Source organism: Rhodococcus aetherivorans (genome assembly GCF_025722975.1).
Classification (GTDB): Bacteria; Actinomycetota; Actinomycetes; order Mycobacteriales; family Mycobacteriaceae; genus Rhodococcus; species Rhodococcus aetherivorans.
This window is the reverse complement of record NZ_CP106982.1, coordinates 3,757,992-3,783,253: the sequence shown is the minus strand read 5'-3', so window position 1 is coordinate 3,783,253 and position 25,262 is coordinate 3,757,992. Positions and strand designations below refer to the sequence as shown.

Annotated in this window: 23 protein-coding genes and 1 pseudogene; 14 read left to right on the top strand and 10 right to left on the bottom strand. The window is 72.4% G+C overall.

Annotation, left to right across the window (positions count from 1 at the left end; translation table 11 throughout):
* Positions 1 to 28: 28 nt before the first annotated feature.
* Positions 29 to 1,570: a serine/threonine-protein kinase gene (locus OCS65_RS17040; protein ID WP_263507316.1), complete on the top strand. Its 1,542-nt coding sequence runs from the start codon at positions 29 to 31 to the stop codon at positions 1,568 to 1,570.
* A 117-nt stretch (positions 1,571 to 1,687) separates the two neighbouring features.
* Here OCS65_RS17040 and OCS65_RS17035 read toward each other — a convergent pair.
* Positions 1,688 to 2,094 (bottom strand): annotated as a pseudogene (locus OCS65_RS17035) (DUF427 domain-containing protein).
* A gap of 178 nt (positions 2,095 to 2,272) precedes the next feature.
* Here OCS65_RS17035 and OCS65_RS17030 point away from each other — a divergent pair.
* The 4 genes from OCS65_RS17030 (at position 2,273) to recX (ending at position 5,498) form a co-directional block, all read left to right on the top strand.
* Positions 2,273 to 3,427, top strand: a complete 1,155-nt coding sequence (locus tag OCS65_RS17030) for a glycosyltransferase (RefSeq protein WP_044476646.1) — start codon at positions 2,273 to 2,275, stop codon at positions 3,425 to 3,427.
* 63 nt (positions 3,428 to 3,490) lie between these two features.
* Complete coding sequence (locus OCS65_RS17025) at positions 3,491 to 3,685, top strand: DUF3046 domain-containing protein (protein ID WP_029543347.1); 195 nt, start codon at positions 3,491 to 3,493, stop codon at positions 3,683 to 3,685.
* Positions 3,686 to 3,870: 185 nt separating this feature from the next.
* Positions 3,871 to 4,911 (top strand): recombinase RecA, encoded by a 1,041-nt coding sequence (gene recA / locus OCS65_RS17020; protein WP_006948259.1) that lies wholly within the window; start codon positions 3,871 to 3,873, stop codon positions 4,909 to 4,911.
* An 8-nt stretch (positions 4,912 to 4,919) separates the two neighbouring features.
* Positions 4,920 to 5,498, top strand: a complete 579-nt coding sequence (gene recX, locus OCS65_RS17015; protein ID WP_006948258.1) for a recombination regulator RecX — start codon at positions 4,920 to 4,922, stop codon at positions 5,496 to 5,498.
* A gap of 4 nt (positions 5,499 to 5,502) precedes the next feature.
* On the opposite strand, the gene OCS65_RS17010 is transcribed toward recX, so the two are convergent.
* From OCS65_RS17010 to OCS65_RS16995, 4 genes are all read right to left on the bottom strand, one after another.
* Positions 5,503 to 6,432 (bottom strand): amino acid ABC transporter permease, encoded by a 930-nt coding sequence (locus OCS65_RS17010; protein ID WP_006948256.1) that lies wholly within the window; start codon positions 6,430 to 6,432, stop codon positions 5,503 to 5,505.
* A complete protein-coding gene (locus OCS65_RS17005) occupies positions 6,429 to 7,109 on the bottom strand; it encodes an amino acid ABC transporter permease (RefSeq protein WP_006948253.1) in 681 nt (226 codons plus the stop codon). The genes OCS65_RS17010 and OCS65_RS17005 overlap by 4 nt, the downstream gene beginning before the upstream one ends.
* A gap of 82 nt (positions 7,110 to 7,191) precedes the next feature.
* Positions 7,192 to 8,025, bottom strand: coding sequence for a glutamate ABC transporter substrate-binding protein (locus OCS65_RS17000; RefSeq protein ID WP_006948252.1), 834 nt, complete (start codon positions 8,023 to 8,025; stop codon positions 7,192 to 7,194).
* Positions 8,026 to 8,084: 59 nt separating this feature from the next.
* Positions 8,085 to 8,813 carry an amino acid ABC transporter ATP-binding protein gene (locus OCS65_RS16995; protein WP_029543348.1) on the bottom strand — a complete coding sequence of 243 codons (729 nt, stop codon included), beginning with the start codon at positions 8,811 to 8,813 and terminating at the stop codon, positions 8,085 to 8,087.
* Between the two features lie 260 nt (positions 8,814 to 9,073).
* Between OCS65_RS16995 and miaB the strand changes: the two genes are divergently transcribed.
* Complete coding sequence (gene miaB / locus OCS65_RS16990; protein ID WP_006948250.1) at positions 9,074 to 10,624, top strand: tRNA (N6-isopentenyl adenosine(37)-C2)-methylthiotransferase MiaB; 1,551 nt, start codon at positions 9,074 to 9,076, stop codon at positions 10,622 to 10,624.
* Positions 10,621 to 11,229: an Rv2732c family membrane protein gene (locus OCS65_RS16985; protein ID WP_006948249.1), complete on the top strand. Its 609-nt coding sequence runs from the start codon at positions 10,621 to 10,623 to the stop codon at positions 11,227 to 11,229. The genes miaB and OCS65_RS16985 overlap by 4 nt, the downstream gene beginning before the upstream one ends.
* 74 nt (positions 11,230 to 11,303) lie before the next feature.
* On the opposite strand, the gene OCS65_RS16980 is transcribed toward OCS65_RS16985, so the two are convergent.
* On the bottom strand, positions 11,304 to 12,662 hold the full coding sequence (locus OCS65_RS16980) for a DUF349 domain-containing protein (protein ID WP_029543352.1): 1,359 nt from the start codon (positions 12,660 to 12,662) through the stop codon (positions 11,304 to 11,306).
* Positions 12,663 to 12,813: 151 nt separating this feature from the next.
* Between OCS65_RS16980 and OCS65_RS16975 the strand changes: the two genes are divergently transcribed.
* The 5 genes from OCS65_RS16975 (at position 12,814) to OCS65_RS16955 (ending at position 17,912) form a co-directional block, all read left to right on the top strand.
* Positions 12,814 to 13,530 (top strand): class III extradiol ring-cleavage dioxygenase family protein, encoded by a 717-nt coding sequence (locus OCS65_RS16975; protein ID WP_263507312.1) that lies wholly within the window; start codon positions 12,814 to 12,816, stop codon positions 13,528 to 13,530.
* Positions 13,518 to 14,453, top strand: coding sequence for a tRNA (adenosine(37)-N6)-dimethylallyltransferase MiaA (miaA, locus tag OCS65_RS16970; protein ID WP_029543354.1), 936 nt, complete (start codon positions 13,518 to 13,520; stop codon positions 14,451 to 14,453). Before OCS65_RS16975 ends, miaA begins: the two co-directional genes overlap by 13 nt.
* Positions 14,454 to 14,463: 10 nt before the next feature.
* A complete protein-coding gene (gene dapF / locus OCS65_RS16965) occupies positions 14,464 to 15,330 on the top strand; it encodes a diaminopimelate epimerase (protein ID WP_029543356.1) in 867 nt (288 codons plus the stop codon).
* A gap of 102 nt (positions 15,331 to 15,432) precedes the next feature.
* Positions 15,433 to 16,881 carry a GTPase HflX gene (hflX, locus tag OCS65_RS16960; RefSeq protein WP_006935077.1) on the top strand — a complete coding sequence of 483 codons (1,449 nt, stop codon included), beginning with the start codon at positions 15,433 to 15,435 and terminating at the stop codon, positions 16,879 to 16,881.
* Positions 16,881 to 17,912: a hypothetical protein gene (locus OCS65_RS16955; RefSeq protein ID WP_263507309.1), complete on the top strand. Its 1,032-nt coding sequence runs from the start codon at positions 16,881 to 16,883 to the stop codon at positions 17,910 to 17,912. Before hflX ends, OCS65_RS16955 begins: the two co-directional genes overlap by 1 nt.
* Before the next feature lie 2 nt (positions 17,913 to 17,914).
* On the opposite strand, the gene OCS65_RS16950 is transcribed toward OCS65_RS16955, so the two are convergent.
* The 4 genes from OCS65_RS16950 to OCS65_RS16935 are packed head-to-tail and all read right to left on the bottom strand — an operon-like array spanning position 17,915 to position 22,052.
* Positions 17,915 to 18,172, bottom strand: coding sequence for an HPr family phosphocarrier protein (locus tag OCS65_RS16950; protein WP_006935073.1), 258 nt, complete (start codon positions 18,170 to 18,172; stop codon positions 17,915 to 17,917).
* 38 nt (positions 18,173 to 18,210) lie between these two features.
* The gene (locus OCS65_RS16945) at positions 18,211 to 20,256 is read right to left on the bottom strand and encodes a PTS fructose transporter subunit IIABC (protein ID WP_029543363.1); all 2,046 of its coding nucleotides are present in this window, start codon (positions 20,254 to 20,256) and stop codon (positions 18,211 to 18,213) included.
* Positions 20,257 to 20,265: 9 nt separating this feature from the next.
* The gene (locus OCS65_RS16940; RefSeq protein ID WP_065922626.1) at positions 20,266 to 21,288 is read right to left on the bottom strand and encodes a 1-phosphofructokinase family hexose kinase; all 1,023 of its coding nucleotides are present in this window, start codon (positions 21,286 to 21,288) and stop codon (positions 20,266 to 20,268) included.
* Entirely contained in the window at positions 21,285 to 22,052 is a 768-nt protein-coding gene (locus tag OCS65_RS16935) for a DeoR/GlpR family DNA-binding transcription regulator (RefSeq protein WP_006935066.1), read from the bottom strand. Before OCS65_RS16935 ends, OCS65_RS16940 begins: the two co-directional genes overlap by 4 nt.
* A gap of 139 nt (positions 22,053 to 22,191) precedes the next feature.
* Between OCS65_RS16935 and ptsP the strand changes: the two genes are divergently transcribed.
* Both ptsP and OCS65_RS16925 read left to right on the top strand, forming a co-directional pair.
* Positions 22,192 to 23,877 (top strand): phosphoenolpyruvate--protein phosphotransferase, encoded by a 1,686-nt coding sequence (gene ptsP / locus OCS65_RS16930; RefSeq protein ID WP_006935064.1) that lies wholly within the window; start codon positions 22,192 to 22,194, stop codon positions 23,875 to 23,877.
* A gap of 73 nt (positions 23,878 to 23,950) precedes the next feature.
* Positions 23,951 to 25,261, top strand: coding sequence for a uracil-xanthine permease family protein (locus tag OCS65_RS16925; RefSeq protein WP_231772879.1), 1,311 nt, complete (start codon positions 23,951 to 23,953; stop codon positions 25,259 to 25,261).
* Position 25,262: the final 1 nt, after the last annotated feature.

Genomic DNA, 25,262 nt, shown 5'->3' with positions numbered 1-25,262 from the left:
TCGGGCGGGCGCCGCGACGGACTCGGGAGTGGACGACACCGTGGGAGAACTGCAGACCGGCTCCGTGTTCGCCGGGTACCGTATCGAACGCCGCCTCGGCACGGGAGGGATGGGCAGCGTCTACCTGGCGCGGCATCCGAACCTGCCGCGTTTCATCGCGCTGAAGCTGCTCGACCCGTCGGCGACCGCGAACCCGGGAAACCGCAGCCGGTTCCTCCGGGAGGCCGACCACGTGGCGCGGCTCGAACATCCCAACATCGTCACCGTGTACGACCGCGGCAATGTCGGCGACCAGTTGTGGATTGCGATGCAGTACGTGGACGGCACCGACGCGGTGGGTGCACTGCGCAGGGGACCGATGCCTCCGGGGCGCGCCGTGCATATCGTGTCCGAGACCGCCCGCGCGCTCGATTACGCGCATGCACACGGGATACTGCACCGCGACGTCAAGCCCGCGAACATCCTGCTCACGCCGAGCGGGGCGAGCGAACCCGAGCGCGTCCTGCTCGCGGACTTCGGGATCGCGAAGAGCCTCGACAGCACGGCGGTCACCGAGACCGGCATGCTCGTCGCCAGCCTGCAGTACGCGTCCCCCGAACAGATCGAGGGGCGGCCCCTCGGCCCCCGGACCGACGTCTACGCCCTCGGGTGCACGCTCTATCAGCTGCTCACGACGCGGCCACCGTATCCGGGGTCCGAGCCGGCCCATCTGGTCCACGCGCATCTGCATCTGCCCCCGCCGCGCCCCACCGCGGCGCGGCCGGACCTGCCGTCCGCGTTCGACGATGTGATCGCCCGCGCGATGGCCAAGCGCCCCGAGGACCGCTTCCCCACGTGCGGTGCGCTGGCCGCGGCCGCGCGTGCCGCTCTCACCGAGCCGGTCACCGAGCCCGTCACCGCGCCGACCCGGGCGTTCACCGCCGCCGAACCCGCCCCCGTGTCCGCCGGTCCGACCGCCCCGCCCGGACACCCGACGTCGCGTTCCCGTCGGCCGCTGCTCGTGCTGCTGGGCGCCGCGATCGTGGGCCTCGCGCTCGTCGGATCGCTGACGTGGATCCTGCCCGGCCGCGGCGAGGCGCCGGAGCCGGATGTGCGGGCCGACACCTCGGCCACCGGGCAGATCGACAGCCCCGGTCCGGTGGTGCCGCCCCCCGCGACGGTCACGGCGGAGGTCACCGACCTCCTCACCACTTCGTCCGCACCGACGACCACGGCCCCGCCGCAGAGCCGCCCGGACCGCATCCCGGTCGCGCAGGCGGACACCCGGGGCTTCGACGACGGCATCGGGCCGCGCTGCAACTCGACCGACGAGGCCGTCGCGGTGGCGCGCACGTCGGAGTCGCGGGTCCTGGTGTGCCGCAACGACTTCGATCGCCTCTACTACAAGGGCCTGCGGCTCAGCGACGGTGCCGACATCGAACTGGCCGACGCCGCCCCGGCCGCCGCCGGATTCACCGTCGTGGCCGGACCTGTTCGCTACACGTTCGACGAGGACGAACTGCTGATCATCGACAACGGAACGGTCACCACCCGCGAGCAGGTGCTCCAGTTCTGGTCGGCGTATCCGTGACCGCCGGCGCCGCGGAACGGCCACGCCGTGGGACTGTTGCCGCCGATCTCCGCGCCGATCGGTGGCCGTCCCCGGATTCGGGCCCGTCGCCGCGGCCGTGCCCGCCCCTCCCTGCGATCACCAGTAGCGACTGCCGGGCCCGCCTTTGAAGGGGCCGACCACCCGATCGGTGATCCAGCCGCCGTAGAAGCCCCCCGCCTGGGGACGCACCCGCTCGCCGTCGACGAAACAGCCGTCCATCGGACCCGGCATGACTGCCACATGCCCGACGAGTGCCTCGTATCCGGCAACCGGCCGGGGATAGTGCCACGCCGCACGCTCGGCGACGTGTCCGCCTGCCACGACGTCGAAATAGTCGGCCCGTCCCTTCCACTCGCACACCGTGCTCCCGGGAACCGGCCGCAGGACCCCTTCGGCGAAGCATGTCCGAGCCACACCTCGACCAGCTCGTCGCTCCGTCGGACCACGGGCGGCCGTGGGTAGTCCCACACCGACTCCTGCCCCGGACCGACGGGGTCCGGCACCGGATGGCCGCTCCTCACGGGACACCTGCCGACATCGTCATGCTTCCAGGCTCGCACGTACGACGCGGTGGGCACAGCCCGGGCGAGCCCCACCGCCGAGGCGCTGCAGCGGCGGCCGGTACTCCCGGCGTCGCCTCCACAACCGGGCAGCGCGGAGCGGGTGTGGCAGTCTGAGCCGATGCGAGTGGCGGTGGTGGCCGGGCCCGACGCCGGGCATGCGATCCCGGCGATAGCCCTGAGCCTGCGTCTGGCCGAGGCGGGCGACGAGCCCGTCCTCTTCACCGGCGAGCGGTGGCTCGGCCTCGACCTGGACGGGGTGACGCTCGCGCCACTCGCCGGGCTGGCCCCGCGTCCGGAGGACGACGATGCCGATGCCGGTGCCCGCATCCATGCCCGCGCCGCCCACATCGCGTCCGAGATGCTGCCCGGGCTCAGCGCCTTGCTGCCCGACCTCGTCGTCTCCGACGTGCTCACCGCGGGCGGCGGCATGGCCGCCGAACGCCTCGGTATCCCCTGGGTGGAGCTGTCGCCCCATCCGCTGTATCTGCCCTCGCGGGGGCTGCCCCCCATCGGCAGCGGTCTCGCCGCAGGCACCGGGCTGCGCGGGCGCGCGCGGGACACGGTGCTGCGCGCGGCGACCGCCCGGTCGATCCGGCAGGGGGAACGCGAACGGTCCGCGGCGCGCGTCGGGATCGGCCTGGCCGCCCGGGATCCGGGGCCGGCGGCCCGGCTCGTCGCCACCCTGCCCGCCCTCGAGGTGCCGCGACCGGACTGGCCCGCCGGGGCGCACGTCGTCGGGCCGCTGCTGTGGGAGCCCACCGGCGACGTCCTGGCGCCGCCCTCCGGCGACGGACCGCTGGTGATGGTGGCCCCGTCCACCGCGGCTACCGGCGTGCCCGGCCTGCTCGACGCCGTGTGCACGGGCCTCGGCGGATCCGGGATGCGGATCGTCGTCGCGATGCTCGAGCCGCCCGAGCGGGACTGGCCGGACGGCGTCGTGGCCGGGCACGGCCGGCAGGACCTGCTGCTCGAGCAGGCCGACGTGGTGGTGTGCGGCGGCGGCCACGGGATGCTCGCCAAGGCCCTGCGCGCCGGGGTGCCCGCGGTCGTGGTGCCCGGCGGCGGCGACCAGTGGGAGCTGGCCAATCGGGCCGCCCGGCAGGGCAGCGCGGTGGTCGTGCGGCCACTCGACTCCGACGCGCTGCGGGCGGCCGTGGACACCGTGCTGACCGAGCCACGCTTCACGCGCGCGGCCCGCCTGGCCGCCGCGACGGCAACGCAGGTCGAGGACCCGGTGACCGTCTGCCGCAGCGTCGTGGCGCCGATGCGGTGACGTGCCCCGCGTCCGCGCCACCGGCCGCTGTCGGGGGTCCGGGAAGCGACTACCGTGGCGCAGGTGCGACTGACGGAATTTCACGAGTGTGTCCGCAACGAGTTCGGGCAGCTGCGCGGCGACGCCCTGCTACGTGACCACGTGCTGCTCTCGCTCGGCGGGCGGACCGCCGCCGCGGCCATCGAGGCCGGCCGGGAACCCCGTGAGGTGTGGCGGGCCCTGTGCGAGGAGTTCGACGTCCCGCCCGCGCGCCGGTGAAACCGCCGCGCCCGTTCCGTTCGAACAGTTGTTCGCCTATGCTGGTCCGCGGGTGGTGAAGAAGTAGTCCACAGGCGTCCGATTCATCCACAGATCCGGCCGCTCGCCGGTCGGGACGGCGAACTTGTCGGTGCCGGACTCTAACGTCATCGGCAAGCAAGACGAGACTCGAAAAGGGGACCACGATGGCACCACAGGCACACGATCGCGACAAGGCGCTCGAGCTGGCGCTCGCGCAGATCGACAAGAGCTTCGGCAAGGGCTCGGTGATGCGCCTGGGGGAGGAGTCCCGCCAGCCCATCGCCGTGATCCCGACGGGCTCGATCGCGCTCGACGTCGCGCTCGGCATCGGCGGCCTCCCGCGCGGCCGGGTCGTCGAGATCTACGGCCCGGAATCCTCCGGTAAGACGACGGTCGCGCTGCACGCCGTGGCCAACGCCCAGGCCGCCGGCGGCATCGCCGCCTTCATCGACGCCGAGCACGCGCTCGATCCCGAGTACGCGCGCAAGCTCGGTGTCGACACCGACGCCCTGCTCGTGTCGCAGCCGGATACCGGTGAGCAGGCGCTCGAGATCGCGGACATGCTGATCCGTTCCGGCGCGCTCGACATCATCGTGGTCGACTCGGTGGCGGCCCTGGTGCCGCGCGCCGAGATCGAGGGCGAGATGGGTGACAGCCACGTCGGCCTGCAGGCCCGCCTGATGAGCCAGGCGCTGCGCAAGATGACCGGTGCGCTCAACAACTCGGGCACCACCGCGATCTTCATCAACCAGCTGCGCGAGAAGATCGGTGTGATGTTCGGCTCGCCCGAAACGACCACCGGCGGCAAGGCTTTGAAGTTCTACGCCTCGGTGCGCCTGGACGTGCGCCGTATCGAGACCCTCAAGGACGGCTCCGACGCGGTGGGCAACCGCACCCGCGTCAAGGTCGTCAAGAACAAGGTGTCGCCGCCCTTCAAGCAGGCCGAGTTCGACATCCTCTACGGCCACGGCATCAGCAAGGAGGGCTCGCTCATCGACATGGGGGTCGAGCAGGGCTTCATCCGCAAGTCCGGCTCCTGGTACACCTACGAGGGCGACCAGCTCGGTCAGGGCAAGGAGAACGCCCGCAAGTTCCTGCTGGAGAACACCGACGTCCGGGACGAGATCGAGAAGAAGATCAAGGAGAAGCTCGGCATCGGGGCGGACGTCACCGCCGAGCCCGCCGACGAGCCCGCCGACTTCTGAGTCGAGCGTTGGGCAGCGACTCCCGTCGCGGTGACCGGCGCGGCGGCGACCTGCCCGGCGGCGGAACGGAGGCACAGGCCAAGGACCTGTGCCTCCGTCTGCTGACCGACCGGGCTCGCAGCCGCGCCGAACTCGCCGCGAAACTCGAACAGAAGGGCTTCGCCGCGGACGTCGCCGAGCGGACCCTCGACCGGCTCACCGAGGTGGGCCTCGTCGACGACGCCGAGTTCGCCCAGCAGTGGGTGCGCTCCCGTCATCGGCATGCCGGCCGGGGCAAACGTGCTCTGGCAATGGAACTGCGCCGCAAGGGGATCGGGCAGCACGAGGCGGCTGAGGCGCTGGAGCAGATCGACGGCGACGACGAACGCGCCCGCGCCGCCGAACTGGTGCGCAAGAAGCTGCGCACCCAGCCCCCGCTGCCCACGGAGGGGGATCGGCGCGAGATCGCCGCGGAACGGGACAAGGTGGTGCGACGGCTGGTCGGCATGCTCGCCCGCCGTGGTTACCCGCAGGGCGTGGCCTTCGACGTGGTCCGCGGCGAACTCGCCGGGCTCGATCCCGAGCCCGGCGACGTCGCCACCGACTGACGGGTTACCGGCGCTTGTCGTGATCGCTGGTGATGTCCACCCCCGGGACGGTCATGCCGGAAAGCACGTTGTCGGGGGCGTTCTCGTCGGCCTCCGGCATCGCGGCACGGTTCTTGCGTCCGGTCCGCAGACGCCGCTCGAGCCGCGTCGCGACGACCGTCAACGCGCCGTTGAGCACGATCATGATCGCGGCCACCACGAGCAGCGACGGCAGGTAGTTGCCGAAGAACGCGCCGAGCTGCTGACCGGCGCGCACGACTTCGACGTACCCGATGAGATAGCCGAGCGCGGAGTCCTTCAGGGCCACCACCATCTGCGAGACGATCGCCGGCAACATCGCCGTGACGGCCTGTGGCAACAGGATCAGACGCATGATCTGGCCCTTGCGCATGCCCAGCGCCGCGGCGGCCTCGGTCTGCCCGCGGGGCAGCGACCGGATGCCGGCGCGGACGATCTCGGCGATCACCGAGCCGTTGTAGAGGGTCAGGCCGGTGACCACCGCCGCCAGCGCCAGGTACTTCGACCGGAAGACCTGGTATTCGGCGAACAGCTGGTAGGCGAAGATCATCAGGATCAGTACCGGGATGGCCCGGAACAGTTCGACGATGAAGCCGCACACCGCGCGCACGGGCCGGTGATCGGAGAGCCGGCCGATGCCCAGCGCGGCCCCGAGGATCAGGGCGAGCACGATGGATACCGCGGCCGCGATGAGGGTGCCCCGGATGCCGGGGATCAGATACGTGGTCCACGAGCTCGATTCCAGGAACGGCTCCCACTTCGCGGTGGTGAGCTGCCCCTTGTCGTCGAGAGCCCGGTAGACGAAATAGCCGACGGCGACGAGCAGCACGGCCACCGCCGCCGAGGCGACGTGGTAGATCGTTCGCGCCCGGGGGCCGGGGGCGTCGTAGAGGACGGTTGCGCGGCCGGTGCTCACCGGGACACCTCGAATCGCGTGCTCAGCCAGCCGAACAGCAGGCCCGTGGGCAGGGTCAGGATCACGAAGCCGAGGGCGAAGATGCCGCCGATGACGAAGATCTGCGCCTCGTTCTCGATCATGGTCTTCATCAGCAGGGAGGCCTCCGAGACGCCGATGACGGACGCGATCGTCGAATTCTTGGTCAGGGCGATCAGCACGCTGCCGAGGGGTGCGATCACCGCGCGGAACGCCTGCGGCAGCACGATCAGGCGCAGATTCTGGCCGAAGGTCAGCCCGAGGGAGCGGCCCGCCTCGGCCTGCCCGACGTTGACGGTGTTGATGCCCGAGCGCAGCGACTCGCAGACGAACGCCGCGGTATAGACGCTCAGGCCCAGCACCGCGAGCCGGAAGTTGTTGTCCACCAGGAACGTCGGCGACGACTGGGGGGCAAGGCTGATGCCCAGCGTCTGTGACAGGCCGAACAGGCAGAAGATGATGATCAGCGTCAGGGGGGTGTTGCGGAAGATCCCCACGTACACGGTGCCGACCGCCCGTGCCACCGGCACCGGGGACACGCGCATGCCGGCGAGGATCGTTCCGAGGATCAGCGCGCCGATCGCCGAGAACACCGTCAACTGCACGGTGGTCCAGAAGGCGTCGATCAACTGATCGCCGTACTTGCTCAACAGATCCACAGGTCAACTCCACCGATCGGGGACTGGGATCCGGCCGGCCCGTGACGAGTCGTCGAACGGGCCGGCCGGACGGCGGGGACGGTCAGTAGCGGTCGACCTGCGGCGGTTCCGGCAGGGGGTATCCGGACGGGCCGACAGTGGATTCGAGGGCGGCCTGCCAGGCCCCGCTCGAGATCATCTCTTCGATCGCGTCGTTGATCTGGTTGCGGGACTCGGTGTCGCCCTTGGCCAGACCGATACCGTAGCGCTCTTCCGTGAACGGCTCGCCCACGACCTTCAACTGGCCCGGGTACTGGGCCGCGTAACCGGCGAGAATGATGTCGTCGGTGGTCACGGCGTCGACCGCACCGTTGCGCAGCGCCTCGACGCAGGCGGAGTAGGTGTCGAACTCCTGCAGCTGCACGTCCTGCGCGTAGGTGTCCTTGACCTTCTGTGCGGGGGTGGAGCCGGCCACCGAGCACAGCCGCTTGCCGCCGTTGAGCGACTCCGGTCCGGTGATGTCGGTGTTGTCGGCACGCACGAGCAACGACTGGCCGGCGACGAAGTACGGCCCGGCGAAGTCGACCTTCTCCTTGCGCGTGTCGGTGATCGAGTAGGTGGCGACGATGTAGTCCACCTCACCGTTCTCGATGAGGGTCTCGCGCTGCGGGGACGGGGCTTCCTTGAACTCGATGTTCTCCGGCGCCACTCCCAGCTGCTGCCCGACGTACTTCGCGACCTCGACGTCGAACCCGCTGAAGGTACCGTCGGGGTTGCGCAACCCGAGCCCGGGCTGGTCGAACTTGATGCCGACGACGAGGGAGCCGCTCTCGGCGGACTGCGACACGCTGCGCTGCTCGTCTCCGCCACACGCGGTGGCGAGCACGGCGACGGCGATCGCGCCGATGCCCAGGCGAACCGAGCGGGTGATTCTCATCGAGTACCTCCGTGTTGTGGGTGATGCCGCCCCGGTTCCGGTGCGGCAGCGACGCCGGATCAGTGACTGAGGATCTTGCCGAGGAAGTCCTGGGCGCGGGCGGACTTGGGTGCGGTGAAGAACGTGTCGGGGTCGGTGTCCTCGATGATCTGCCCGTCCGCCATGAACAGCACGCGGTTGCCGGCCTTGCGGGCGAAGCCCATCTCGTGGGTGACGACGAGCATCGTCATGCCCTCCCGGGCCAGCGACGTCATGACGTCGAGCACCTCCTGGACCATCTCGGGGTCCAGCGCCGAGGTCGGCTCGTCGAACAGCATGACCTTCGGGTTCATCGCCAGTGCCCGCGCGATCGCGACGCGCTGCTGCTGGCCGCCCGAGAGCTGCGCGGGATACTTTTCCGCCTGATTGGCGATGCCGACGCGGTCGAGAAGTTGCAGCGCCTGCTCCTTGGCCTCGGTCCTGCCCTTGCGACGGACCTTTACCGGGGCGAGCATGACGTTCTCGAGGATGGTCTTGTGCGCGAACAGGTTGAACGACTGGAACACCATTCCCACGTCGGCTCGCAGCGCCGCGAGCGCCTTACCTTCTGCGGGAAGCAGCTTGCCGTCCACCCGGATCTCGCCCGAGTCGATCGGCTCGAGCCGGTTGATGGTCCGGCACAGGGTGGACTTGCCGGACCCGGACGGCCCCACCACGATCACGACCTGACCCGCCGATACTTCGAGGTTGATGTCCTGCAGCACGTGCAGGGCTCCGAAGTGCTTCTCCACCGCCGACATCGAGATCATCGGGGGTGCGCCGCCTGCCGAGCCGGAGGGCTTCTCGAATTCGACCGCCGCTGGTGTCATGGACAGAACCCTATGCTGCCCGCGCCGCCGTGCCGCAATTTTCGCAAGCCGAGTTCGGACTGCGTAATGGAAAATTTACGGTCGGCCCCGAAAGGCCGGTTCCGGTTCGCCCCGCCGGGTCGCGCGATGGACTAGTTTGTCTCTCTCGGCCCACTTCAGGAGCGGTCCGGCCCCGTGAGCTAGGCTGGGACGTGTCATCGATGGACCATGAACCCCCCAGCGCCCCGGCCGCCCTCGACGCGACCGCCGAGGTCGGCGCCCGCACCTACGAGGTGCGCACCTATGGCTGCCAGATGAACGTGCACGACTCGGAGCGCCTGTCCGGGCTGCTCGAGGACTCCGGGTTCACCAAGGCAGGGCCGGGTGCGCCCGCCGATCTCGTGGTCTTCAACACCTGCGCGGTGCGGGAGAATGCCGACAACAAGCTCTACGGCAACCTGAGCCATCTGCGGCCCGTCAAGGACGCCAACCCGAACATGCAGATCGCCGTCGGTGGGTGCCTTGCCCAGAAGGACCGCGAGGTCGTCGTGAAGAAGGCGCCGTGGGTCGACGTCGTGTTCGGGACGCACAACATCGGCAACCTGCCGGCGCTGCTCGATCGTGCCCGGCACAACCGCCGCGCCGAGGTCGAGATCCTCGAATCGCTCGAGGCGTTCCCCTCGACCCTGCCCGCCCGGCGCGAGTCCAGCTACGCCGGCTGGGTGTCGATCTCCGTGGGCTGCAACAACACCTGCACCTTCTGCATCGTGCCGTCGCTGCGTGGCAAGGAGGTGGACCGCCGGCCCGGTGACATCCTCGCCGAGGTCCGCGCGCTCGTCGACGAGGGCGTCCTCGAGGTGACCCTGCTCGGGCAGAACGTCAACTCCTACGGCCGCTCCTTCGCCGATCCGGAGCAGCCCCGCGACCGCGGCGCGTTCGCCGCGCTGCTGCGCGCCTGCGGCGGTATCGAGGGTCTCGAACGGGTCCGCTTCACCTCCCCGCACCCCGCGGAGTTCACCGACGACGTCATCGAGGCGATGGCGCAGACCCCGAACGTGTGCCCGCAGCTGCATATGCCGCTGCAGTCCGGCTCGGACCGCGTCCTGCGCGCGATGCGCCGCTCGTACCGCAAGGAGCGGTTCCTCGGGATCATCGAGAAGGTGCGCGCGGCCATGCCGCACGCGGCGATCACCACCGATATCATCGTCGGGTTCCCCGGCGAGACCGAGGAGGACTTCCAGGAGACCCTCGACGTCGTCGAGAAGGCCCGGTTCACCAGCGCCTTCACCTTCCAGTACTCCAGGCGACCCGGCACGCCGGCCGCGGAGATGGACGGCCAGCTGCCCAAGGCGGTGGTGCAGGAACGGTACGAACGGCTCATCGCGCTGCAGGAGCGGATCACCCTCGAGGAGAACCTCGCGCTCGTCGGCAGGGAGGTCGAGCTGCTCGTCGCCGCGGGGGAGGGCCGCAAGGACTCCGAGACCGCCCGGATGAGCGGCCGCGCCCGTGACGGCCGGCTCGTGCACTTCCGGCCCGAGGGCAACATCGACCGTGCGGTTCGCCCGGGCGACGTCGTCACGATCGTGATCAGCGAGGCCGCCCCGCACCATCTGGTCGCGGACACCCCGATCCTGACTCATCGGCGCACCCGCGCCGGCGACCGGTTCGAGCAGGGCCGCACCCCCAAGACGCCCCCCATCGGGGTGGGGCTCGGTCTCCCGCAGATCGGTGTGCCCGAGCCACTTCCGGCACAGACGGGATGTGACGCATGACCGCGAGCGGCCCCGACGAGGGCAGGACGCCCGGCGACGACGCCGGGGACGACGGAAGGGATCCGATGGACGAAGTCCGCGCCGACCTCGAGGCAGCCGAACGCAAGATCGCCGGCGAGATCGACCCCGGAGCCCGCGCGCTCGTCGTCGCGGTCGCGGTGCTCGTGCTGCTCGGCTCGTTCAGCCTGCCCCACGCCGGGGCGGCCAACGGGTGGGAGGTGCTGTCCTTCGCCCCCGACGCGACCGCCGAGTCCATCGCGCTGCCCTCCCGCATCTTCGTGTGGCTCGCTCTGGTGTTCGGCGCGATCTTCTCCATCCTGGCGCTCGTCACCCGCCGGTGGGTGCTGGCGTGGCTGGCGCTGGCCGGCTCCGCGGTGTCGATCGTGTTCGGCATGCTCTCGATCTGGTCGAGGCAGACCCTGCCGGTCGGCGACCCGGGCGCGGGACCGGGCATCGGCCTGATCCTGGGCTGGATCACCGTCATGGTGCTCACCTTCCACTGGGCGAAGGTGGTGTGGACGCGCACCGCGCTTCAGCTCGCCGCCGAGGAGGAACTCCGCAACGCGGCCGCCCAGCAGGAGAACAAGGGCCTGCTCGACGACTGACCGCCCGGGACCGGACGAACGACGGTGCCCCCGGCTCGAACGAGCCGGGGGCACCGTCGTGTCCGGAGGGGCGCTCAGCGCTCCCCGACGGCTCCTTCCGCGGCGTCGGCCCATTCCCGCCACTGCTGCGCCTGCGCGAGCGCACTCTCGGCGTCCTTCGGGCGGCCCGCGGCGGTGGCCTTGGCGGCCTGCTCCTCGAACTGGCGCACGCGCTCCCGGAACTGGGCGGCACGGGCGAGCGCCTCCGGGTCGGTGCGCCGCCATTCGGACTCGGCGGCCTCGCGGACCCGCTTCTCGATCGCCCGCAGACGGCTCTCGAGGTCGTGCATCCGCTCCCGCGGGACCTTGCCGATCTCCTCCCACCTGTCCTGCAGCTCGCGCAGCCGGGCCCGGGCGGCGTCGATGTCCGCCGCCGGATCGATCGACGCCGCCGACTGCAGCAGCGCCTCCTTCGCCTGCGCGTTCTCCTCGAACTCCGCGTCCCGCTCCGAGGCGGCCGCGTTGCGGGCGGCGAAGAACACGTCCTGGGCGCCCTTGAACCGCTTCCACAGCTGATCGTCGGCCTCGCGCGGCGCCCGGCCGGCCGCCTTCCACTCGGCGAGAAGTTCCCGGAACGCGGCCGCCGTCGCACCCCAGTCGGTCGAGTCCTGCAGTTCCTCGGCCTGCGCCACGAGATCCTCCTTGCGGGTCCGGGCGGCGGCGCGCTCGCGGTCCAGTTCGGCGAAGTGCGCGCCGCGCCGGCGGTTGAACGCCTCGCGGGCCTTCGAATAGCGCCGCCACAGGGCGTCGTCGACCTTACGGTCCACGCCGCGGATCGTCTTCCACTCCTCGAGGATCTCCCGCAACCGGTCGCCGGCAGCCTTCCACTGGGTCGACTCGGCGCCGATCTGCTCGGCCTCGGCCGCGAGGGCCTCCTTGCGGGCGGTGGCCGCCGCCCGCTGGTGCTCCTTCTCCTGTTTTGCGGCGACCGCCGCCTTCTCCGAGTCCGCGACGATCGCCGCGAGCCGCTCGGCGAGGGTGTCGAGGTCACCGATCACGGCGGCGGTGGGCAAGGACTCCGCGAGCGCCTGGGCCGCCGCCCGGGTCTTCTTCGCGTCCCCGGTGCCCGAGCTCAGCCGCGACTCGAGGATCGCCACCTCGGTCGCGAGGTCGTCGTACCGGCGGCCGAAGTGGGCAAGCCCCTCGGCGGCGTCGCCCGCCTGCCAGGACCCGATGCACCGCTCGCCCTCGGCGGTCTTCACCCACGCCGTGCCGTCCTCGTCGACGCGGCCCCACCGGCTCGGATCGCTGGCCGGGACCGTGGGCTGCGGATGGGGATGGGCGGCCGGGTGCGGCTTGGGTGCCGACGACTCGGGGGCCGGCCGCTGCCGACCCGGTTTGGGAGCGCCCGGCTTCGGAGCGCGGGATTCCTGCGTTGCGTTCGGGTCGGTCATCGGTCCTCATCTCTGCCGCGCGGCACGGCTGCCTGGTCGCACTGGTTCGCGTGGTCGGGCCGCGGAGGTCGCTCCGAGACCACGCCCGCCCACTATTGAAACAGGTCGCACGGCCGGGAGGCGGCGGGTCGGGTCGACTACGGTGGCCCGTGTGTTGATCGCCGCGGCGTTCGTGCCGTCCCCACCCCTGCTCGTTCCCGAGTTGACCGGCTCCGCGGCCGCCGAGACCGCCGACCTGCGCGCCGCCGTGCTCGACGTCGGGGCGGAACTGCGCGCCGCGGCGCAGTGGGTCGTCGTCGGTACGGGCACGGAGGCCGCGCACCTCCCGGACACGGCCGTCGGAACGTTCCGCGGCTTCGGTGTCGACCTGGCCGTATCGCTCGGGCCGGCGACCGCGGGGACGCCCGATCCGCAGCTGCCGCTGCCGGCCCTGATCGCGGGCTGGTTGCGCGACCGGACGGCGCCGGTCGTGCGCGCCACCACGCACGTCGTGCCGGCCGACACGACCCCGCAGAACTGCGCCCGCTTCGGGCGGCGGCTGCGCGGCGCCCTGGACGCGGACCGCACCCCGACGGCCCTGCTCGTGGTCGCGGACGGCCCGGCCACGCTCACCGCGAAGGCACCCGGGGCCTACCACCCCGGGGCGCAGGAGGTGGACGAGGCGCTCGGCGCCGCCCTCGCGGTCGGCGACGCCGCCGCGCTCGCCGCGCTCGACCCGGCGCTCTGCACCGAACTGGTCCTCGACGGCCGCGCCGCATGGCAGGTGCTGGCCGCGGTGTTCGGCTCCGACGGACCGGCGGCGGCCGCCACGACCCACAGCAGCGCGCCGTACGGCGTGGGATACCACGTCGGGATGTGGCGACCGTGACCCGTGAGCCCCTCCCTCCGGTGGCCGTCGTCGGCCCGACGGCCACCGGCAAGTCCGATCTGGGTCTCGATCTCGCCGAGGAGCTCGGCGGGGAGATCGTCAACATCGATGCGATGCAGCAGTACCGCGGCATGGACATCGGCACCGCCAAGCTGCCCGTCGACGAGCGGCGCGGCATCACCCACCATCAGCTCGACGTCCTCGATGTCACCGAGACCGCCACGGTCGCCCGCTACCAGCAGGCCGCGACCGCCGACGTCGAGGCGATCCGGGACCGCGGCGCCGTGCCGATCATCGTCGGCGGCTCGATGATGTACGTGCAGGCCCTCCTCGACGAGTGGCAGTTCCCCGCGACGGATCCGCAGGTACGGGCCAAGTGGGAGGCGCTGCTCGCCGACGAGGGGGTGGCCGCGGTGCACGCGGCGCTGCAGCGGGCCGACCCGGTCGCCGCGGCGACGATCCTCCCCACCGACGGCCGCCGCATGGTCCGCGCCCTCGAAGTGGTCGAGCTCACCGGGGCGCCGTTCGCGGCGTCGCAGCCGCAGATCGGCGATCCCAGATGGGGGACCGTCGTGCTGGGGGTGGACCGGGACACCGTGGCCCTCGACGACCGGATCGCTCGGCGCACGGACCTGATGTTCGAGCGCGGACTGGTCGACGAGGTGGCGGCGCTGTGCGAACAGGGGCTGCACGAGGGGGTAACCGCCCGTCGGGCGATCGGGTACGCGCAGGTGCTCGAGTACCTGGCCGGTGAGTGCGACCTCGCCCACGCCCGCGAGCGCACCTTCATCGGGACGCGGCGCTACGTGCGCCGGCAACGCTCGTGGTTCCGCCGGGATCCGCGGGTGCACTGGCTCGACGGTGCCGATCCGGCGTTGCGGGACACGGCGCTGCGGGTTCTCGCCGATGCGAACCGTCGTTAAGGTGACGGGCATGGACTTCAGCAAGGGCCACGGCACCGAGAACGACTTCGTGATCCTCCCGGATCCCGACGTGCGGATCTCCCTCGAGCCGAAGCGGGTGGCGGCGCTGTGCGATCGCCGTCGCGGCCTCGGGGCGGACGGGGTCCTGCGCGTCGCGCGCGCCGGGGCGCTGGTCGACGCCGGGGTTCTGCCGGCACTGCCCGAGGGGACGGACGCCGACGACTGGTTCATGGACTACCGCAACGCCGACGGCTCGATCGCGGAGATGTGCGGCAACGGGGTGCGGGTGTTCGCGCACTTCGTCACCGCCAGCGGGCTCGAGTCGCGCGGCGAGTTCGTCGTCGGCAGCCGCGCCGGCGGCAAGCCGGTGCAGGTGCACAGCGCCGACGCCACCCACGGCGAGGTCACCGTCGACATGGGTGTGGTGCGGGAGCTGGGGGAGTCGACGGCCACCATCGAGGGCCGGGTGTACCGCGGGCTGGGCATCGACGTCGGCAACCCGCACCTGGCCTGTGTCGATCCGCACCTGACCGCGGCGACCCTGGCCGCCCTCGACCTTTCCGGTCCGGGTTTCGACCCCGGCTTCTTCCCGCAGGGGGTCAACATCGAGTTCCTCACGCCCATCTCCGCGGGCGCGGTGGACATGCGGGTGTACGAGCGGGGCGTGGGGGAGACCCGGTCCTGCGGCACCGGCACGGTCGCGGCCGCCGCCGCGGCGTTGCGTTTCGACGGGTCCGGCTCCGGTACGGTCCAGGTGCACGTCCCCGGCGGGACCGTGCAGGTGCGCCTCGAGGACGGACGGGCCGCGTTGCGCGGCCCGTCGGTGCTGGTGGCGTCGGGCACGATCGGCGACGACTGGTGGGGCGGCCTGGACTGACTCCCGGCCCGGCGGCGCCGGTGCGCCGCGCGGGTTTCGCCCTGCGCGGACACCCGGAAAGTCGCATGCGTCGGCGCGTCCGACGTGGGACGATGGTCGTGTATGACGAACACACGACGAAACGAATCGGCCACCGACGACGCGGACCGCGTCGCGGGCTGGGCCCCCGCCGACCCGTCGGTCGGCGAGATGCAGCTCGAGGACCGCAGCGCCCTGCGCCGCGTCGCCGGGTTGTCCACCGAACTCGAGGACATCACCGAGGTCGAATACCGGCAGCTCCGCCTCGAGCGGGTCGTGCTGGTCGGGGTGTGGACCGGCGGCACCGCGGCCCAGGCCGAGGCCAGCCTCGCCGAGCTCGCCGCACTGGCCGAGACCGCGGGCTCCGAGGTACTCGAGGGCCTGATCCAGCGCCGGGACCGTCCCGACGCCGCGACCTACATCGGCTCCGGCAAGGCCGAGGAACTGCGCCAGGTGGTGCTGGCCACCGGTGCCGACACCGTCATCTGCGACGGCGAGCTGACCCCCGCGCAGCTGACCGCCCTGGAGAAGATCGTCAAGGTCAAGGTCATCGACCGCACCGCACTGATCCTCGACATCTTCGCCCAGCACGCCACCTCCCGTGAAGGCAAGGCGCAGGTATCGCTCGCGCAGATGGAGTACATGCTGCCGCGACTGCGCGGCTGGGGCGAGTCGATGTCGCGGCAGGCCGGCGGCCGTGCCGGCAGCAACGGCGGCGTGGGCCTGCGTGGTCCCGGCGAGACGAAGATCGAGACGGACCGTCGCCGCATCCGCGAACGGATGGCCAAGCTGCGCCGCGAGATCAAGGCGATGAAGTCCGTTCGCGACACCAAGCGCACCCGGCGCATGCGCAACCGCATCCCGTCGGTCGCAATCGTCGGCTACACCAACGCCGGCAAGTCCAGCCTGCTCAACAAGCTCACCGGTTCCGGTGTGCTGGTGCAGAACGCGTTGTTCGCGACGCTCGACCCGACCACCCGCCGGGCCGAACTGCCGGACGGACGGGAGTACGTGCTCACCGACACCGTCGGCTTCGTGCGGCACCTGCCGACCCAGCTCGTCGAGGCGTTCCGCTCCACCCTCGAGGAGGTCACGGACGCGGACCTGCTGCTGCACGTGGTGGACGGGTCCGATCCGTTGCCGACGGACCAGATCAAGGCCGTGCGCGAGGTGATCACCGACGTGCTGCGCGAGTCCGACGCTCCGCCGCCGCCCGAGCTGATCGTGGTGAACAAGGTCGACGCCGCCGACCCGCTGACCCTCACCGAGCTGCGCGCCCTGCTGCCCGACGCGGTGTTCGTCTCGGCGCGCAGCGGCGAGGGACTCGACGAACTGCGCGAGCACCTCGCCGCGCTGCTCGAGCACCCGGACGTCGAGGTGAAGGTGCTGCTGCCGTACACGCGGGGCGACCTGCTCGCGCGGATCCACTCGGACGGGCAGGTCCTGAACTCCGCGCACGAGGTGGACGGTACGCGCGTGCATGCCCGCGTGCCGCAGGCGCTCGCGTCGGCCCTGGTCGAGTACGCCGCCTAGTGCGCGGGGCCCTCGTCGGCCTGGTGGCCTCGGCGGCCGTCGTGTCGGCGCCGGCCGCCGCGGCGCAGACCTCCACGGTCCCGATCGCCGAGGTCGACGGTGGCGTGCTGTGCACCCCCACCGATCCCGCCCTCGCGGAGCTGTCGGGCCTCGTCGCCTCCGGTGATCGCGTGTTCGCGGTGCCGGACGCCGGGGCCGACGAGGCGGTGTTCGAGCTCGGGGCCGACTGCGCGGTGGTGCGCCGCATCCCGCCGCCCGTCGACCCGTACGACGTGGAGGACCTCGCCGCCGGTCCGGACGGCCGGCTGTGGCTCGGCGACGTCGGCGACAATCGCGCCGCGCGCGACACCGTCGCGCTGATCTCGGTCGACCCGCAGACCGGCGCGGGCAGCCTGCACCGGCTCACCTATCCCGACGGCCCACGCGACGCGGAGACGCTGCTCGTCCCGCGCGACGGGGTGCCGCTGATCGTCTCCAAGCCGCTGTTCGGCAGTGCCGGGATCTACCGGCCGGCGGGCGGGCGGAGCGTGGACGACCTGCCCGACCCGGGGCCGGTCCCGCTCGAACGCGTCGGATCCCTGACCCTCGGCCCCACGGACACCCCCGGCGGACCCGTCGGCGGGGCCTCCTCCGCGCTGGTCACCGGTGGCGCGGTCAGCGCCAACGGCACCGTCGCCGCAGTGCGCACGTACACCGATGTCTACCTCTTCCACGCCCCCGACGGCGACGTCGCGGCGGCGCTCGCGGCGGGCCCGGCCCTGCGGGTGCCGGTGCCCCACGAACCCCAGGGCGAGGCGGTGGCCTTCACCGCGAGCGGGGACCTGCTGACCGCTTCCGAATCCGCCGACGGCGCCCTGCCGGGAGTGCGGGTGTGGCGCGACGTGGTGGGCCTGTTCCGGCCCACGCCTGCGGAGGAGCCGGCGCAGACCCCGGACGGGGCGATGCCCGCGGCGATCGCCGCGGGCATCGTGGTGATCGCAGCCGCCGCAGGCGGGCTGTGGCGACGGGCCGCGCGCCGCCGCCGGGGCTGACGTCAGGCGTCGAGGTCGGCGGCCACCAGCTCGGCGACCCGGGCGAGCACGTCGGTGTCGTCGCTGGTCACGGTGACCTCGGTGCCCTGGGTGGCGCCGAGCGTCATGATGAGCAGCGCCGAGCCCGCGTCGACGGGTTCGCCGCCGTCCACGGCCAGGGTCACCGGGACTCCGGAGGCGACCACGGCTTCGGCGATGATGCCGGCCGGCCGGGCATGCAGGCCGATGGACGAGCCGACGGTGACGGTGGTGCTGGGCATGGGAACTCCTTCGGGGTAGGGACGGTCGTCGGATCCGATCAGGCGACGGCGGGCTGGGCCGCGGTGTCGCTGCTGCGCAGGTGGGCGGGCCGGTGCACCTCCTTGGCGAGGGTCACGCACAGCGCACCCACGACGGTGCCGGCGGCGAGGGCGACCAGGAACCACAGCAGGTTGCCGATGGCGAAGAACACGAAGATGCCGCCGTGCGGGGCGCTGAGGGTCGTCCCGGTGGCCATCACGATCGCGCCGGTGACGGCGCCGCCGGCCATCATCGACGGGATCACCCGCAGCGGGTCCGCCGCCGCGAACGGGATCGCTCCCTCGGAGATGAACGAGGCACCGAGCAGCCATGCGGCCTTGCCGTTCTCGCGTTCGGCGGTGCTGTAGATGCCCGGCCGCAGCGTCGACGACAGTGCCATCGCCAGCGGCGGCACCATGCCGGCGGCCATCACGGCCGCCATGATCTGCAGCGAGGCGTTGTTCGAGACGTCGAGCCCGGCGACGGCGAAGGCGTAGGCGGCCTTGTTGACCGGGCCGCCGAGGTCGAAGCACATCATCAGGCCGAGGATCACGCCGAGGATGACGACCGAACTCCCGGACAGGCCGTTGAGCCAGTTCGTCAGGCCCGTGGTGATCGCGGCGAGGGGCTTACCGAGGACGAGGAACATGAGGGCGCCGACGATGAGGGTGGCGAACAGCGGGATGATCACCACCGGCATCAGCCCGCGGGCCCACACCGGGACCGGGATGCGACCCACCCACAGCGCTGCGAAGCCTGCGATGAGGCCGCCGACGAGGCCACCGATGAAGCCGGCCCCGACGAACACGGCCACCGCGCCGGCGGTGAAGCCGGGCGCCAGGCCGGGCCGGTCCGCGATCGCGAAGGCGATGAAGCCCGCCAGGGCGGGCACCAGGAAGGAGAACGCCAGCGAGCCGAGCTGGAACAGAACCGCGCCGAGATAGGTGGTCAGGCCGCCGTCCGGGAGGTCGGTCAGCGAGTTGCCGACCACGATGTCGGCGGCGGGCTCGGTGATCTCGTACCCGCCGAGCAGGAATCCGAGGGCGATGAGCAGGCCGCCCGCGGCGACGAACGGGATCATGTAGCTCACGCCGGTCAGCAGGATCTGACGCAGCCGGGTGCCCCAGCCGACCTCGCCCGCCGAGGGTTCGTCGGCGGCCGCAGCCACGGCGGCCGCGTCGACGGTGCCCGCGGACGGGTCCTTCGCCGCGCGCATCGCCTCGGCGACCATCACGTCGGGCTCGTTGATCGCCCGCTTGACGCCCGAGGCGACCACCGGTTTGCCGGCGAACCGTTCGCGGTTCTTCACGCCGACGTCGGTGGCGAAGATGACGGCGTCGGCGCCGGCGATCACGGACGCCGGCAGGGGGGTGCTTCCGCTCGAACCCTGGGTCTCGACCCGCACCGTGACTCCGGCGCGTTCGCCCGCGGCCTTGAGGGCATCGGCGGCCATGTAGGTGTGGGCGATTCCCGTCGGGCAGGCGGTGACAGCGACGATGGTGCGCTCGGCGGCCGGGGTGGGTTCGGGCGCCGGGGTGGCCGGCGCGGACTCGGCGGCCGGGGCCGCGGTGGTGGCCGGGGCCGGTTTCGGCAGAACCCCCTCGACCAGCGCGATCACGTCCGCGGGTGTGGCCGCGTCGCGCAGTGACCCGACGAAGTCCGGCCGCACGAGTGCCCGGGCGAGCGACGAGAGCAGCTTCATGTGCTCGGCTCCGGCCCCCTCCGGGGCGGCGATGAGGAACACGAGGTCGGCGGGTCCGTCGGGGGCCCCGAAGTCCACCTTGGGGGACAGTCGCGCGAAGCCGAGCGACGCGGTGGCGACGGCGTCGGCGCGGCAGTGCGGGATGGCGATCCCACCGGGCAGGCCGGTGGCCGACTTGGCCTCCCGGTCCAGGGCGGCGGCGGTCAGTGCCGCCGCGTCGGTGGCGCGGCCGGCGGCGGCCAGCCGCGAGGCCAGCGCGGCGATGACCGACTCCTTGTCGGCGCCGAGGTCTGCGTCGAGCGCGATCAGGCCGTCGTCGATGATCGCGGGCCCGGAGGTGGCGCCGGAAGCGATGTCTGGCATGGCGTGTCCTTACTGGTGGTGAGGGAGGGCCGGGGACGGGGTGTCCAGGGGAACGGGGCGGAGCGGAGCGACCTCGACGGCGCCGGTGTCGACGTCGTCGGGTCCGGGAAGCGTGGTGCCGGGAAGTGCCACGGCCGCCGAGCCGTACGCGACGGCGTGGCGGAGGCGCTCGGCGGGGCCGAGCCCGGCCAGCTCCGCGACGAGATAGCCGGCGAGGGAGGAGTCGCCGGCGCCGACGGTGCTGCGCGCGGTCACGGGTCCGGGCACCGCGTGCCAGGCACCCTCGGCGGTGATCAGCACCGCGCCGGCCGCGCCGAGCGTGGCCAGCACCGCCCCGACGCCGCGCTCGACGAGCCGGCGTCCGGCGGCGACGACGGGTCCGGTGTCGCCGGCCGCCGCCGCGGATTCCAGGGCGGCGGCGTCCGCGCCGGTGAGCTGGGCGAGCTCGTCCGAGTTCGGTTTGAGCAGGTCGGGGGCGGCGTCGGGGAACCGGGCCGCGAGCGACAGCAGGGGAGACTCGGAGGTGTCCACCGCGATGCGGCACGCGACGGACCCGTCGACGGCGGCCGCGCGGACGGAGCGGACGAGATCGGCGTACCAGTCGGCGGGCACGCCGGGCGGCAGCGATCCGGACATCACCACCCAGCGGGCGTCGGCGGCGGCATCGACGACGGTCCGGCGCAGCGCATCGAGTGTCCCTTCGGTATACGCCGGGCCGGGCTCGTTGAGCTTGGTGGTGGTGCCGTCGGGCTCGGCGACGGTGATGTTGCTGCGCGCGAAGCCCCCGGTCGGAACGGCGCGGTAGCCGATGCCGTGGTCGTCGAGCGCGGCGAGCAACGGGTCGCCGGTGTTTCCCGGCAGGACGGCCAGGACCGGCCGGCCGGCCGCGCGGAGCACGCGGGCGACGTTGACGCCCTTGCCGCCCGGGTCCACGCGGGTGGCGGCGGCGCGGTGCACCGCGCCGCGGACGAGCGGGCCCGTCAGTGCGACCGTCCGGTCCAGGCTGGGGTTGGCGGTCAGCGTGACGATCATGCCGTCACCACCTCGATTCCGTTGTCGGTGAGCTCTTTGCAGTCGGTGTCGTCGATCTCGGTGTCCGTGACGAGCACGTCCACGGCGTCGACGGGGGCGAAGCTGATCAGGTGCTGTCGGCCGATCTTGGAGGAGTCGGCGAGGACGACCACCCGGTCGGCGCATCGGACCATCGCGCGCTTGACGGCGGCCTCGTCCGGGTCGGGAGTGGACAGGCCGTGGCCGACGCTGAGCGCGTTGGTGCCGATGAAGGCGACGTCGACGTGCAGAGCCCGGAGGAATCGCAGCGCGTCCTCGCCCACGCTGGCCTGCGTGATCCCGCGGACCCGGCCGCCGAGCATGTGCAGGCGCACCGATCCGAGGCCGGCGAGCCGCGCGGCGATCGGAACCGAGTTGGTGACCACCTCGAGGTCCACGTCGGCGGGCAGCGCCGCCACCAGCCGGCCGGTGGTGGTGCCGGCGTCGAACACCACACTGCCGCCGGCGGGGGGAAGGTACCGGGCCGCCGCGGCGGCGATCCGGTCTTTCTGTGCGGCATGGGTGTGCTCGCGCTCGCTCAGCGCGGGTTCGGTCACCGTGAGCGCTGCGGTGGGGATCGCGCCGCCGTGCACCCGGCGCACATGGCCGAGCCGCTCGAGCAGGGCGAGGTCCCGGCGGACGGTCTCGGTGGTGACGCGGAAACGGGTGGCCAGATCGGCGACGGACATCCGTCCCCGTCGGCCGATCAGCTCGGCGATCGCCTGCTGCCGTTCCTCTGCGTACACGCCGGGCTCCTCACCGCCGAAATGTTGATTTATGTTGTTTTACGCCCGTATGTGTTGACATGTCAATGGTTCGGAGTAATCTCGATCACAGAATTACCCCGGAGGCCCATCCCGACACACCGGGCGGCGAGGAGGAGACATGGAGAAGGTGATTCCCGCAGCGGCGGAGATGTCGATCGTTCGGGGCACGCCCGTCGTGCCCGGGGTTGCCTACGGCCCAGTCGTGCGCCCCGCGCCGCGGCCGCAGATACCCGCCACGTTCGAGAGCATCCCGGACACCGCGCGCGACGCCGAGGCGGAGCGTTTCCGGGCGGCCGCCACCACCGTCGCGGACCGGCTGCGCAGCCGCGCCGGCCAGGCCTCAGGCGCCGCCGCCGAGGTCCTGCTCGCCAACGCCCAGCTCGCCGAGGACCGCGGCTGGCTCGGCGCCGTCGCCGCGAAGATCCGCAGCGGAGCCGGCGCGGTCGAGGCCGCCGTCGGCGCCACCGACCAGTTCGCCGACATGTTCACCAAGCTCGGCGGGCTGATGGCCGAGCGCGTCACCGACCTCCTCGACATCCGCGACCGCGTGCTCGCCGAGCTCAGCGGCCACCCCGAACCCGGTCTCGACCTGCCCGAGGAACCGTCGATTCTCTTCGCGGAGGACCTCGCCCCCGCCGACACCGCCGGCCTCGATCCGACCCGCGTGATCGGGCTCGCCACCACCCTCGGCGGGCCCACCAGCCACACCGCGATCATCGCCCGGCAGCTCGGCATCCCCTGCGTGGTCGCGGCGGCCGACCTGGACACCGTTCCCGCCGGCACCCGCGTCCTCCTCGACGGGGCCGCCGGTGAGATCCGTCTCGACCCCGACCCCGAAGGCGCGGCCGCTGCGGTCGCAACCGACCGCAGCGAGCGTGCGCGCATCGCGTCCTGGGCCGGCCCCGGCACCACCGCGGACGGTCATCGTGTCGAGATCCTCGCGAACGTGCAGGACGGCGCCGGTGCCCGTGCCGCCCGCGAGACCCCGGCCGAGGGGGTCGGCCTGTTCCGGACCGAGCTGTGCTTCCTGGACCGGGAAACCGAGCCGACCGTCGAGGAACAGGCCGTGATCTACGCGGAGGTCTTCACCGCCTTCGCCGGCCGGAAGGTCGTCCTGCGGACCCTCGACGCGGGCTCCGACAAGCCGCTGCGCTTCGTCAACCACCCCGACGAGCACAACCCCGCACTCGGGTTGCGCGGCATCCGGATCGCGACCGCCACCGAAGGACTGCTCGACCGGCAGCTCGACGCCGTCGCCGCCGCGGCCGCCCGCACAGGCGCCGCGCCGTGGGTGATGGCGCCGATGATCGCGACCGTCGCGGAGGCCGCGCACTTCGCCGCCGCCGTCCGCGCCCGCGACCTCGTGCCGGGGGTGATGGTGGAGGTGCCGGCTGCCGCGCTGCTCGCCGAACGCCTCCTCGAACACGTCGACTTCCTGTCGATCGGCACCAACGACCTCGCGCAGTACACGATGGCCGCGGACCGCATGTCGCCGCACCTCGCGGCCCTCACCGACCCGTGGCAGCCGGCCGTGCTGGCCCTGGTCGCCCGCACCGCCGCCGCCGGGCGCGCGGCCGGCAAGCGGGTCGGGGTGTGCGGGGAGGCGGCAGCCGACCCGTTGCTCGGCTGTGTCCTGACCGGCATGGGGGTCACCTCGTTGTCCTGTGCGGCAGCAGCCGTCGCCGGCGTCGGCTCCCGCCTGGCCACGGTCACCCTCGACCGGTGCCGCGAGGCCGCGGACGAAGTGCTCCGCACCGTCGACCCCGGCGAGGCGCGCGAGGCGGCGGCCCGCGTGCTCGCCTGACCGAGGTGATCCGCGTCGGGAGCGACCCCCGCGACCTGCTCCTGGAGCCGGCCGGCGCCTACCATTCCCCGTTGTGAACGAACAACTGAGGACGCGGACGGCCGGGTTCGGCTGGACCCTGCACGGCGACGGACGTCGCGTTGCCGACGGCGAGGTCGTCGCCCCGGACGAACGACTGTCCTGGCCCCGCACCGTGGGCATCGGCATGCAGCACGTGATCGCGATGTTCGGCGCCACGCTGCTCGTGCCGACGATCACAGGCTTCCCGGTCACCACGACGCTGCTCTTCTCCGGTGTCGGCACCGCCCTGTTCCTGCTGATCACCCGCGGCCGGGTGCCCAGCTATCTCGGCTCGTCGTTCGCGTTCATCGCGCCGCTGGCGGCCTCGGCCGGCGAGGGCCCCGCCGCCCAGCTCGGCGGCATCGTCGCCGTAGGAGTCGCCCTCGCGCTCGTCGGTCTCGTCGTCAAGGCGCTGGGGTCCCGCGTCGTCGACGCGCTGATGCCGCCCGTCGTGACCGGCGCGATCGTCGCCCTCATCGGCCTGAACCTCGCGCCGGTCGCGGTCGGATCCTTCGAGGCCCAGCCGCTCGTCGCGGCGATCACGCTGGCCGCGATCCTGCTCGTCACGGTGCTCGGCCCCGGCCTCGTCGGCCGCCTCGGCATTCTCGTCGGCGTGATCGTCGGCTGGCTCTTCGCCGCCGTCTCCGGCGGCCTCGCCGAGGAACGCGTCGCGGCCCTGCGCGACGCCGCGTGGTTCGGCCTGCCCGAACTGCGCGCCCCCGCGTTCGAGCTGTCCGTGGTGCTGATCGCCCTGCCCGTCGTGGTGGTTCTCGTCGCCGAGAACGTCGGCCACGTCAAGGCCGTGGCGGCCATGACCGGCCGCAATCTCGACGACGTCGCCGGCGACGCGCTGCTCGCCGACGGCCTGGCCACGACGCTCGCCGGGATCGGTGGCGGCTCGGGCACCACCACCTACGCCGAGAACATCGGCGTGATGGCCGCGACGCGGGTGTACTCGACCGCGGCGTACTGGGTGGCCGCCGCGACGGCCGTGGTCCTCGCCTTCTCCCCGAAGTTCGGTGCCCTCGTCTTCACCGTCCCGGACGGCGTGCTCGGCGGCGCCACCCTGGTCCTGTACGGCTTGATCGGCATCCTCGGCGTGCGGATCTGGATGGAGGCGAAGGTCGACTTCACCGATCCGGTCAACCTCACGGTGGCCGCCGCCGCGCTCGTGGCCGGGATCGGCGACCTCACCCTCACTGTGGGTTCCGTCGAACTCGGTGGCATCGCGTGGGGCTCGATCGGCATCCTGATCGCCTACCCGCTCCTGCGGCGATCGGCGGACCTGCGCCGCCGGCCGCCCGGCGTGTCCGGTCACAAATAAC